At 64.7% G+C, this 11,423-nt stretch carries 8 protein-coding genes and 2 pseudogenes; all 10 read right to left on the reverse strand.

Annotated features, from left to right (window positions below):
* A pseudogene (locus VMR39_RS09005) lies at positions 1 to 779 on the reverse strand (glycosyl transferase family 1); the annotation flags it as partial.
* Complete coding sequence (locus VMR39_RS09010; protein WP_325415641.1) at positions 776 to 1,846, reverse strand: FemAB family XrtA/PEP-CTERM system-associated protein; 1,071 nt, start codon at positions 1,844 to 1,846, stop codon at positions 776 to 778. The gene VMR39_RS09010 and the pseudogene VMR39_RS09005, both read right to left, overlap by 4 nt.
* On the reverse strand, positions 1,843 to 2,688 hold the full coding sequence (locus VMR39_RS09015; RefSeq protein ID WP_325415649.1) for an XrtA system polysaccharide deacetylase: 846 nt from the start codon (positions 2,686 to 2,688) through the stop codon (positions 1,843 to 1,845). Before VMR39_RS09015 ends, VMR39_RS09010 begins: the two co-directional genes overlap by 4 nt.
* Before the next feature lie 679 nt (positions 2,689 to 3,367).
* Positions 3,368 to 4,366 (reverse strand): annotated as a pseudogene (locus VMR39_RS30455) (XrtA/PEP-CTERM system-associated ATPase); the annotation flags it as partial.
* A 22-nt stretch (positions 4,367 to 4,388) separates the two neighbouring features.
* On the reverse strand, positions 4,389 to 5,990 hold the full coding sequence (locus VMR39_RS09025; protein WP_325415643.1) for a hypothetical protein: 1,602 nt from the start codon (positions 5,988 to 5,990) through the stop codon (positions 4,389 to 4,391).
* A complete protein-coding gene (locus tag VMR39_RS09030; protein WP_325415644.1) occupies positions 5,987 to 6,916 on the reverse strand; it encodes a P-loop NTPase in 930 nt (309 codons plus the stop codon). Before VMR39_RS09030 ends, VMR39_RS09025 begins: the two co-directional genes overlap by 4 nt.
* Before the next feature lie 14 nt (positions 6,917 to 6,930).
* Positions 6,931 to 8,451, reverse strand: a complete 1,521-nt coding sequence (locus tag VMR39_RS09035; RefSeq protein WP_325415645.1) for an XrtA system polysaccharide chain length determinant — start codon at positions 8,449 to 8,451, stop codon at positions 6,931 to 6,933.
* A gap of 2 nt (positions 8,452 to 8,453) precedes the next feature.
* Positions 8,454 to 9,098: an XrtA/PEP-CTERM system exopolysaccharide export protein gene (locus tag VMR39_RS09040; RefSeq protein ID WP_325415646.1), complete on the reverse strand. Its 645-nt coding sequence runs from the start codon at positions 9,096 to 9,098 to the stop codon at positions 8,454 to 8,456.
* A gap of 133 nt (positions 9,099 to 9,231) precedes the next feature.
* Complete coding sequence (locus tag VMR39_RS09045) at positions 9,232 to 10,464, reverse strand: pyridoxal-dependent decarboxylase, exosortase A system-associated (RefSeq protein ID WP_325415647.1); 1,233 nt, start codon at positions 10,462 to 10,464, stop codon at positions 9,232 to 9,234.
* Positions 10,461 to 11,423, reverse strand: a 963-nt coding sequence (locus tag VMR39_RS09050; RefSeq protein ID WP_325415648.1) for an AMP-binding protein, incomplete at its 5' end; no start/stop codon positions are given. The genes VMR39_RS09045 and VMR39_RS09050, both read right to left, overlap by 4 nt.

The raw sequence follows: 11,423 nt of genomic DNA on the forward strand, positions 1-11,423 counted from the left end.
TGGGCTGCGCGGACGAGCGGCAGGGTTTCACGGGCGAAGCTTTCCACCGCCTCCACATTGGGGCGATAATCCATCTGGCCGGTGAAGACGAGCAACGGCCCCTGCGCCGATTCGACCGGCACGAATTCGGCCATCGGATCAAAATAGTCGAGCGCCACGCCATTCTCGATCGCGACCACGCGATCGTCATCCATGCCCGTCGCCGCACGGAACATCTGCGCCTCTGCCTCGCTCACGAAGCTGGAAACGGCCGCGCGATCGGCAATGCGACGTTCGAAATCGAACAGAAGACGGCCCTCGCGCCGATTGATCCAGGCCATGGGACCGCTGCCCTGCGCGCCATAGGTCGCATATTTGGCCGAATCGAAATCGACGAAATCCATCATGAAGCGGATATCGGGCGGCAGCATGGGCACGAAATGCGCCATCTGCGCCGAATAGGCAAAGACGGCGCGTATCGGCCGTTCCGTCAGGGTGCGCGCGACCCATTGATGCAGGCCCGGATGATCGAACAGTGCGACAAGAAGCGGCTGGTGCCGAGCGAGGCCTGCCAGACCCGCCGCGATCCTGGACCGATCCCGCATCAGCACGCACTGGCTGGCGGCGACATGCCGCAGTTCGTCCGTAAAACTCATATCCCTGTCGTCATCGGCGAAACAGCCGACATGGACCGGCGCGATGTCGGCCAGATGCCTCAACAGATGATAGGAACGGATCTTGTCCCCCCGATCCGGCGGAAAGGGGATGCGGTGGCAGAGGAAGAGAATCTCGCCGGTCATCCCAGCCCCCGCGCGATCAGCGGGCCGATCAGGTTTGCAACCGGCAAGGGCAGCTTTTTCCAATAGTCGATCCGGCACTGATATTTGGCGCTGTTGGGATCGACGTCGCGCCGGGCGCCGTCCACCGACCAACCATGATAGACGAGCGGATGCGGATCGAAGCCGAAGCTTTTCTTCCACGCCGCCTGGCCGCTGCCGACTTTGGACCGGCCGAAGTCGAACAGGGTCATGCCGCGCGTGCGGGCATGACCCATGAGGCGATAGTACATGAGTTCGTTCGATCGCAACCGCCGCGCATCACCGATACCGCCGCCCCAATAGGGCATGACCCGTCCGTCATGATAGAGGCTGAGCACCGCCGAAACCGGCCTGCCCCCCTCGCGCACGATCAATATGTCCGCATCATCCCCGAACCGGTCCAGCACGGCGCGGAACAGCTTGGCAGGGAAGACCGGCGTGCCGAGGTTGCGCACGCTGGTCGCATAGACATGATAATGATCGCGCAGATGGCGTGGGTCGCGGCCGATATCGATCGTCAGATCGCTATTGGCCAGCGCCTTGCGCAGTTCGGCGCGATGCTTGCGCGGGACTGCCAGCAATTCGGCCTCATCATCGCTGGCGATCCGGCGCATGAAGCCGATATGCTGTCCCTCGCGCCGGTCCCAGCCTTCGCCCGGCTCCGCGCCACCGCGCAGCTCCAGCGACAGGTTGCCACGCTCGCGCGCCAGTCCCTGAGCGCCCCTGGCAAGGGCGGCCGCGACGCTTTCATCATCGGCCAGGATACCGCCGGCGACGGCAAAGCCGGATGAAACCAGCGCCTGACCGAACAGCGTGCTCCTGATATGGTGCAATGGCAGCAGGCCGAGGATCCTGCCCGCATGTCCCACCGCTGCCAGTGGCAGGGCGCGATTGCCCGTCGCCTCCTCGATCGCGGTCAGCCAGGCAGTGCGATGGAAAGGCGTTCCTTCGCCGTGCGCCGCCACATAGGCGTCGACCGCCGCAACCTGCACCGGATCACGCAGGTCAAGCAGGGTTATGGAGGGGACGGAACCATTTCCAGCCGTCATGCTGCGCGCGCCGCCTCGGCGTCCGCCAGCGCATCGATCCGCGTCCAGTCGAAATCGCGCGTCAGCCGGCGCAGCTTGGCCGCCATGACGGACAGATTGCTGTAATGGCGCAGCCGCGACCGCAGTGGCGCATCGGCGACGCGCGGCTGGTCGGGGTCGATTTCCCAAGGATGGAAATAGATGATCGCGGGCCTGCCGGCCTGTTCGTTGACCTGCCGGATCGCCCAGCGCGAAAAGCCATAGGGGAGCAAGCGGAAAAAGCCGCCGCCACCCGCCGCCAGCGTGCGCGTGCCCCATTTGGCCGTCGTCACCGGCAGTTCCACCAGCGGCGAATCCTTGATCGGCTTCCAGGCGAAGCGCGGGGAATCGGGCCAGCCGTAATGATCGTGCCGGATCGGCGCGACGCTGGAGGAGTAGCGATAGCCCTCCTCGGCCAGAACATGATGCGCCCATGGCGTGCGTGGATCGATCGAGAAGCTGGGCGCGCGATAACCGGTCACGGCTTGTCCGCTCGCGTCCTCCAATATGGCGCGCGCCTTGCGCAGGTCGGCGCGGAACTGGTCGGCAGTAAAGGTGAAGACGCGGGCATGATCATAGCCATGGCTCGCCACTTCATGGCCGGCTTCGGCGATGCGCCGCATGAGCGCCGGATAGCGTTCCGCCACCCAGCCCAGCGTGAAGAAAGTCGCCTTCACGCCGGCCTGCGCGAACAGGTCCAGCATCGCATCGGTATTGCCTTCGACGCGGTGGATCAGCCCATCCCAGTCGGCACGGTCGATCGTGCGCTCGAACGCGCCGACCTGGAACCAGTCCTCCACATCGACGGACAGGGCATTGCGCATGGTCGTCTCGCTCAGCCTTCGGTCAATGCGCGCGGGCGAGCGCGGCGTCCTGCTCGGCATCGGCCATGCGATCCTCGCGCTCGACCCACTCGACCAGCATGGTCAGTACGCGGCGCAGCGCGGCATCCTGTTCCTCGGCGCGGAACTCCAGCGTGGACAGGCGTTCCTCGACCAGGGTGAAACAATCCTTGAGCGCGTCGGGATCGACGGTGGGCACAGGCGCGCCGAAGGGCGCATGGGCCTGCACCGCCCGTAACGACGCAATCTCGGCGCGGAGGGCTGCTATTTCCTCTTGCATGTCGCGGCGCAGGGCGTCGAGCGTTTCCGCCGGTTCGGCTTCCTCGACCGGATCGATATCGGCGTCAAAGACGCCGACGGGTTCGATCTCCTCTTCCGCGACGACCTGCTCTGCGGTGGCGAGTTCATCCCTTTCGGGCGTATCCGTCGCGGCTGGTTCCTCCTCGGCAGGCGGCTCGGCGAACGCATGATCGGCCACCGACTGGACAAAGGGTGACGCAAACGGCGCAAGACGGACCACCCGCTCATCATCCACCTCTGCGACGCTTTCATATGGATTGGTGAAGCGTGCGGCAGACAGGATGCGCGGCATATAGTCCGGCTCGTCCAGATCCAGCGCCTCCTCTTCGTCGCGGTCAAATTCGGAGGCGTCGACCAACGGTTCCTGATCGGCGGCGTCTTCGACCAGATTGGCTTCCATCCCCTCGATCTCTGCCACCTCGTCCGGTTGGGGTTCCGCTTCTTCCGGTTCCGCGACTTCCAAACTCTCGACCGGCTTCGCCCGCTCCGGCTCAGCCGCCTCCTCGACGATATCCAGCACCGAAGGCTCGACCGGTTCGGGCGTCAGGTCCACGTCCATGCCCATGTCGGCGACCACAGCCGCCACGACGTCGGCATCGATCACATGCAGCCCCTCGATCGCGCCCAGCAGCAGGACACGGCTCACCAGTGCGTTCAGGCGACGCGGCACGCCGCCGGTCGCGGCATAGAGGGCGGCAAAGGCGCCGTCGGTGAAGTGCGGATTGCCGGTCCAGCCAGCAACGCCCAGACGGTGCAGGATATAGGGTTCGACTTCGCGCGACATCATCGGCTCCAGATGATGGGTGGCAATGACGCGCTGCCGCAACTGCTCCAGTTCCGGCGACTTCAGCAGGTCGCGAAATTCGGGCTGGCCCAGCAGGAAGATCTGGAGCAGCGATTGCCCGCCCAACTGGAAGTTGGACAGCATCCGCAATTCCTCGATCGCCGAGATGCTCAAATTCTGCCCCTCATCGACGATCAGCAGGCTGCGCCGTCCGGCACGCGCCTGCGTGTGGAGGAAGCTCTCGATCCGTTGCAGGGTCGCAGCCTTGGTAAAGCCTTCCGTCTCCAGGCCGAAGCTCTGCGCGGCGAGGCGCAGCATGTCGTCGCCCTCCACCTGCGTCGACACGATCTTGACCGCTGTCAGACGCGACGGATCGATCGTCTGCATGAGGTGTCCGACCAGCGTCGTCTTACCCGCGCCGATATCGCCGGTGATGACGATGAAGCCTTCGCCCTGCGCCAGGCCATAGCCAAGATAGGACAGCGCCTTGCGGTGCGTCGCGCTCTCGAAATAATAATGCGGGTCCGGCGTCAGCTGGAACGGGCGGCCCTGCAATCCGTAGAATTGATCGTACATTTCTTCGTCTCCCAGGCGCCGGTTAGAAGCTGTAGCGCAGGCCGACCTGCCCCATGGCGTTGATGACAGTGTCGAGATCGTCAGCCTTGGCCCCATCGATGCCGACAGATGCCGACGCCGACAAGCGACGGCTCAATCCCTTGAAATAGCTGGTAAATGCACCATAGTTCAGGACATCTGGCCGGGCATCGCTGGCGTCGAAATAATTGACGTAGACAGCCGTATCGATGCTGTCGGTATCGCTAAGCCTGTAATTGGCCGAAACATTGCCGAACCAGTTTTCATCCCGCGTTCCGCGGATAAACACCGTCTGCCCCTGCGGCGTGATGAACTTGCGCTGCGAATAGCCCGCGCCAATGCCCCAGCCCCATGGACCGCGCTGTAGCGCATATTGGGCCGACACGCCCCGATAGCGGAAATTATTGCCGGTAACGCCCGACAAGGCATCATTGAAGCACTGGCCGCCGCCGGTCGCGGAGAAGGCGCAGCCGCTCAGGTCGCCGGTAAAGGGATTACGTACGACATTGAGGTTGCTGCCCGACAGGGCAGCGACATCGCCAATGATCATTCGGCCAAAACTGTCGATGCCGTCGAACACGACGAGCGAGAAATTGCTGTCGCGTCCCTGCCAGGTGAAGCTGCCCTGATAGGTCATGCCGCCATAGCGTTCGCCGACCCGCGCCTGGAGCGAGGTGCGATGGCTGGGCCTCCAGAGCACGCCGACATCCCAGATGATGTCGTCAAATTCATAGACCAGCGCGCGCGGCGCACTTTTGTCGGTGACATAGCGGCCGTTGCGGATGATCGGCGTGCCGTCATCGTCCAGCACCGGCGAACGCTGGCTGATCTCGATATTCTCGTAACCGATGCCACCTACCAGGGCGACCGTACGCGACACCGGCAGCGTGGCGTCCAGACGGCCCCAGGCATCCTCGAACCGCTGGTCGAGCTGGCTGGCATCCTCCCGGTCATAGCCGGCGCTGGCGGTGAGGCCGATGGGCAGCACCGTGCCCGGCGCAAAGCCGACCGAGCCAAGCAGGCTATGGCTCCAGCTGTCGGCGAAGGAGCCAATGGGCGGCGCGCCGGGGATGTCCGCATTGACGTCATCCTCCACCCGCGCATAGCCGAGGCGATAGGAACCGTTGACAGTGAAATCGCCAAGCTGCGTCGTATAGGAAGGGCCGACATAGCCGGCATAGACCTGGCTGGTGAAACTGTCGTTGAGAGCAGCGGCGCCAGACAGGCCATCCGTTCGCACTCGCGTCGCAAGGCCACCTGCGTTGAGCGACAGGCCGCGCGCAACATTGACGCGCATATTCAATATGCCGCTGATGACATCCTGATCGGTTGCCTGACTGCCCCAGCCGAAACTGTGATTATATTGGGCGTCGATGGTGGCTTCGACCCGGCGACTGCGCACCTCCGCGGTCACGCCGGCGGTGACGTTGGTGTAGGTCAGCACATCGCCCTCGCCCTTCAGCGGCGCCATGACGACCTGATCGATGCCCAGATAAGGCGTGACGTTCAGGCGCTGGTCCTGTCGCGACGATTGGGCGAGCGCCGGCATGGCGACGGTCGCCAGCACAATGAAGGACGCACTCGAAATCCAGTGGCGCACGCTCATGCCTGCGCATCTCCCTTCGCATAATAGCTGCCGAAGCGGCGGCCTCCGGTGAAGCGGACGGCGTTGAGCAGCAGTTGCACCTGCGGCCCGCCCTTCAGCATCGCTGCGGCTTCGCGCAGGGCGCTTTCGCTTGTCTTGTCGGCCCGCACGACCAGCAGCGCGATCGCGGCATGGCTGGCGAGTACGGCGGCGGGCGATGCCGCGAGCAAGGGCGGCGAATCGAAGATCAGGATGCGTTCGGGCCGCCCTTCGGTCAGCCGTGCGAGCAGCTGCTGGGTCCGGGCCGAGGCCAGATATTCGGTGTCGTTGTTGCTGCGTTCGCCGGCGGGCAGCACCGACAACGACGGCAGGTCGGTGCGGATGATGATATCCTCGATCGCAATCGACGGATCGGCCAGCGCATCCATCAGCCCCGGCCCACCGGTCAGGCCCAGCTTCGCCGGGATACCGGGCTTGCCGAAATCGGCATCGACCAGCAGGATCTCCCGATCCTTCTCTGCCGCGAGGCTGAGCGCCAGGTTGATCGCGCAGAAGCTCTTTCCGTCGCCGCTATGCGCGGAACAGACGAGGATGCGGTTGCCGCGCGGGTTGGCCTGCAACTGGGACAGAAGATCGCGCTTGAGCAGGCGAAACTCTTCGCTCATCGCGGTCACGGGACCATCGGGTTGCAGATAACCCGCTTCGGCAAGCGCAGCGCGGTCGATCGGCTGGACCGGCCCGGTCCAGGCCGGCGCGCAAAAGGCCGGCGCAGCAGCAGATGTTGCAGGCCCAGCCGGTTCGACCGGCGCGACAGCTATGGGCGGCAGATCCGCCGACACATCGACCTTCGGCGCGGCGCGACCTTTCAGCGCGGCGCTGAAATCATAGATTTCGGTCGCGCGCTCGATCAGCGATCCACGGCCCTTCATGGGACTATGCTGGTTCATGGGGTCGCGCTCCTTCACGCCATGCCACGCTGGACGAATTCGACGACGATCAGCAGCAGGCAGACGGCGGCCAGGCCACCACTCGCCCCGGCGAACCATTTCAGGCGCTGCTTCTCCACCGCGGCCTGAGCGGCGTTGCGCATCTGGCTGATCGATCCGGCGACGGGCAGGCCCACCGCCTTTTCCAGCCGCGCCGCCGTCGGGAACGTCCCCTTGAGCTGGCCAAGCGCGAAGGCGACACCCACGCCGGCACCGATACCGACGATCAGTACACCGAGCAGCAACAGCGGCCGGTTGGGCGCAAACGGCGCGGTCGGCGCGCTGGGCGGCTGGATGACCCGGAACTGGACCGATCCGGTTTCCGTCTTCACCTCGCCACGCAGCCGGATTTCCTCCCGGTCGGCCATCAGCTTGTCATACTGAGCCTTGAGCGCGGTATAATCGCTGTCGAGCTTTTCCTGTTCGGATGCGATGCCCGGTTCGTCGACCTGCTTTGACATCATGATGTTGAGGTCGCTCTGCAACTGCGCCTTGCGGGTCTGGAGCGCCTGCACGGTCGCGGCACGATCCGCTTGCATCGACTTGATCGACAGATAGGCCGGATTGGGCGTGCCGCCGGCACCGCCCGCACTGCCTCCGCCCGCCTTGCGCAAGGCGTCGACCTCACGCTGGGCGGCGATCACGTCGGGATGGCTCGCCGTCCAGCCGCGCGCGCGCATGGAGGCCAGATTGGCCTGCGCCTGCGCCAGCGGCGACGCGCCGCCCGATGCGCTGACGCCCGGCAGAGACTGCGGCGTGCCGGCCAGTTGGCCGTTCATCGCCGACAGCGCGCTCTGCGCCTGCACGAGCTGCGAATCGATATTGCTGATTTCCGCACGGGCGGCATCCATGCGCTGGCTGATCGATCCCGCGCCCGGCAGCAGGCCGATATAACGCTGGGTAAATTCGACGCGGCGCTGGTCGGCCGCTTCCAGTTGCTTGCCGCGCGCGGCGATCTGCTGATCGAGGAAGGCCAGGCTCTGCTTGGTCTGGCTGCGGTCGCCCGACAGATTTTCTTCCTGGAAGATGTCGATCAGCTTCTGCACCACCTGCTGGGCGATCCGCGCGTTGGCGCCGTCCGACAGGCCCGAATCGGCCGACAGGGCGCTGATGTCGATCATGCTGGGATCCGCCTGCGCCATGACAGTGATATTTTCGCGTAGCGTGGTGATCCTGGCCGCAATGTCGCGCGGGCCGGACACTGTCTGCGACAGGTCGGTTTCACGCACGACCTTTTCGAGATTTTCCGCGCTCGCCAGCGTGCTGCGGACACGGTCCAGATCCTGCTGCGACTGGACCTGGGTGATGCCCATCTTGTCTTCCAGCAGCGACTGGGTGTTCACATACACCCGCGCCTTGGACTGGTAGCTGTTGGGGATCAGCGCCACGCCCAGCCAGCCGAGCATGCACACGCCCCAGGCCACGCCCAGCGCGATCCAGCGCCGGCTCCAGATGCCGTGCAGCAGCACCAGCAATTCGTCGTACAGTCCCGCCATGGTCAGAACATGCTTTCCGGAATGATGATGACGTCGCCGGGCGCCAACATGACATTGGCCTTGGTGTCGCCCTTCTTGAGCAGATCGTTCAGACGGACCTGATATTCCTTCTGCTTGCCCGTATCCTTGTCGAAGCGGACGAGGCGCGCGCGATTGCCCGCCGCAAATTCGCTCAGCCCCCCGACGGAGATCATCGCATCGAGCAGCGTCATGTTCGCACGATAGGGGATGGAGGCTGGCTTTTCCGTTGCCCCTACGATCCGCACCTGCTGGCTGAACGTGCCGCTGAAATTGTTGACGATCACCGATACCAGCGGATTTTCGATATATTGGGTCAGCGCCAGCTTGATATCGTCGGCCAGCATCTTGGGCGTCTTGCCTACCGCCGGCATGTCGGTGATCAGCGGCGTGGTGATGCGTCCATCGGGCCGCACCTGCACCTTCGCGCCCAGTTCGGGATTGCGCCAGACGAAGATAGTGAGATCGTCGAGCGGGCCGATGATATATTCCTCGCCCGGCCCTTCCTGCGTCGATACGAAGGATGCGGGGGGCAATTGCGGCCCGGACGGCGTAGAGGCGCAGCCCGACAAGGCCAAAGCGGGCAATGACGCACCGATCAGAAGCCTGGAAACCGACACGAAACGCATAATCTCACCCCTTATCGTCGCCCCGCGCGGTCGGCCGCCAAAGAGGGAAAGGCGGACTGCCGGCACGGAGCTTTGGGGTTCTTCTTTGCAGCGAAAGGGTAAAAATAGCGTTAGGAGTTAAGTCGCGCGCAAATCAGCCAAGTAAAACTTCCTTGGGCGCTGGATGACCCAGAAATGCCGAAGGGCTGGCGGACGCGCCATAGGCGCCAGCCTGGAAGATGGCGATCAGGTCGCCCTCCTCCACCACCGGCAGCGCCACCTTGTCCCCCAATCGATCGATCGGGGTGCAAAGGCATCCCACTACCGTCACCGGATCGGCCGCCGACGCAGCGCCGAAGTGATTGGCGACTGCGATCGGATAGTTGCGCCGCACGACCGTGCCGAAATTGCCGCTGGCGGCAAGTTGATGATGCAGGCCGCCATCGACCACGACGAACGTCTCGCCCTGGCTCAGCTTCACGTCGACCACGCGGGTCAGATAGACGCCCGCCTCGCCGACCAGCCAGCGGCCGAGTTCGATCGCGAAGTCGCTGCCGCCCAATATGTCGGCCCGATGCTCCAGCGCGCTATCGAGCGCCACGCCGATCGGGCGAATGTCGAGCGGCTCGTCACCGGGGAAATAGGGGATGCCGAAGCCGCCGCCCAGATTGACCAGCGGCGGCGTGGCGCCGACCTCGTCGGACAACCGCGCGGCGAGCGCGATCGTTGCCGCCTGCGTCTCGATGATCGCCGCAGCGTCGAGATTCTGGCTACCCGCGAAGATATGCCACCCCTGCCATGACACCCCGGCATCGATCACCATCCGCGCCAGCGCGCCCGCCCGATCGGCATCGACGCCGAAAGGCTTCGCACCGCCGCCCATCCGCATCCCCGATCCTTTCAGGTCGAAGTCCGGATTGACCCGGACAGCGAGGCGCGGCGTCTTGCCGATCGCTTCGGCCACGGCCAGCGCACGGCGCGCCTCCCCCTCCGATTCGAGGTTGATGGTCACGCCCGCAAAGATCGCGGCGGACAGTTCGTCGTTGCGCTTCCCCGGCCCGGCGAAGCTGATCCGGTCAGGCGCCATGCCGGCCTCCAGTGCCATTTCCAGTTCGCCGCCCGACGCGATATCGAACCCGTCGACCTGATGCGCCATGCGCGCCAGCAGGGGCACATAGGGGTTCGCCTTCACCGCATAATGAAGGTGCAGCGCAGCGGGCATGGCTTCGCGGAAGCGACGGACCTGCGCTGCGACGATATCCATGTCATAGACGAAGAGCGGCGTATCGCCGGCCTCATCGACCAGGCTCTCCGCACCGCAGCCGCCGATCAGCAGCATCTCTTCCTCGCCCTTGGCCCAGGACGGTATCGGCCCCATGGGTTTCATGCGCCATAGTCTCCAGCAAGCGCGACCCGGTCGATCTTGCCATTGGGATTGCGGGGAAATTCGGAAAGCACAATGATATCCTTGGGCTGCATGAAATTGGGCAATTCGGTCTTGAGATGGGCGGCGACCGCCTCCGCGACGGCGGGGTCGTCTGCGCGCAGCAGCAGCCGCACGGCCTGCCCCAGCCGATCGTCCTTCACGCCCAGCGCCACCGCTTCGGCGATACCCGGCACGGCGACGGCGGCCTCCTCAATCTCGGTCGGACTGATGCGGTTGCCGGCGGACTTGATCATCGCATCGTCGCGACCGACGAAATAGAGCAACCCTTCCCTATCGCGCCGCACGGTATCCCCCGTCCAAACCGCCATGCCGCCATAGCGCGAGGCGGCCGGCGCGGGCTTGAAGCGCTCGGCCGTGCGTGCCGGATCGCGCCAATAGCCCTGCGCTACCAGCGGGCCGCAATGAACCAGTTCGCCCGGCTCGTCGGCATCGGTCGGGCTGCCATCGGGGCGCACCACCAATATCTCCGCAAAGGGAATGGCGCCGCCCATCGAATCGGGATGGCTGTCGACCAGCGCGGGCGGCAGATAGGTGGAGCGGAAGGCCTCGGTCAGGCCATACATCGGATAAAGATCGGCCTGCGGGAACAGCGCGCGCAGCTTCGCCACCAGCGGACGGGTCAGCGCACCGCCGCTGTTGGTCAGGCGCCTGAGCTTCGCGGCGACCTCTGCCGGCCAGTCCAGTTCGGTCAGTTGCACCCAGAGCGGGGGCACACCCGCCAGCGTCGTGATATCCCGCCGATCGACCAGCTTCATGACGTCACGCGGCGTCAGATAGCCAAGCGGATAGACGCATCCGCCAGCATACCAGGTGGAAAACAGCTGATTCTGCCCATAATCGAAGCTGAAAGGCAGGACGCAAGCGGTGCGATCCTGCGGCATCAGCTTCAGATAATCGGC

Origin of the sequence: Sphingobium sp., from assembly GCF_035511395.1 — a bacterium.
Taxonomy (GTDB): domain Bacteria; phylum Pseudomonadota; class Alphaproteobacteria; order Sphingomonadales; family Sphingomonadaceae; genus Sphingobium.

Excerpts from the sequence above, each read along its gene's own strand:
- VMR39_RS09040 (WP_325415646.1), bottom strand. The coding sequence starts at position 9,098 with ATGCGTTTCGTGTCGGTTTCCAGGCTTCTGATCGGTGCGTCATTGCCC.
- VMR39_RS09045 (WP_325415647.1), bottom strand. The coding sequence starts at position 10,464 with ATGAAACCCATGGGGCCGATACCGTCCTGGGCCAAGGGCGAGGAAGAG.
- VMR39_RS09025 (WP_325415643.1), bottom strand. The coding sequence starts at position 5,990 with ATGAGCGTGCGCCACTGGATTTCGAGTGCGTCCTTCATTGTGCTGGCG.
- VMR39_RS09015 (WP_325415649.1), bottom strand. The coding sequence starts at position 2,688 with ATGCGCAATGCCCTGTCCGTCGATGTGGAGGACTGGTTCCAGGTCGGC.
- VMR39_RS09030 (WP_325415644.1), bottom strand. The coding sequence starts at position 6,916 with ATGAACCAGCATAGTCCCATGAAGGGCCGTGGATCGCTGATCGAGCGC.
- VMR39_RS09010 (WP_325415641.1), bottom strand. The coding sequence starts at position 1,846 with ATGACGGCTGGAAATGGTTCCGTCCCCTCCATAACCCTGCTTGACCTG.
- VMR39_RS09035 (WP_325415645.1), bottom strand. The coding sequence starts at position 8,451 with ATGGCGGGACTGTACGACGAATTGCTGGTGCTGCTGCACGGCATCTGG.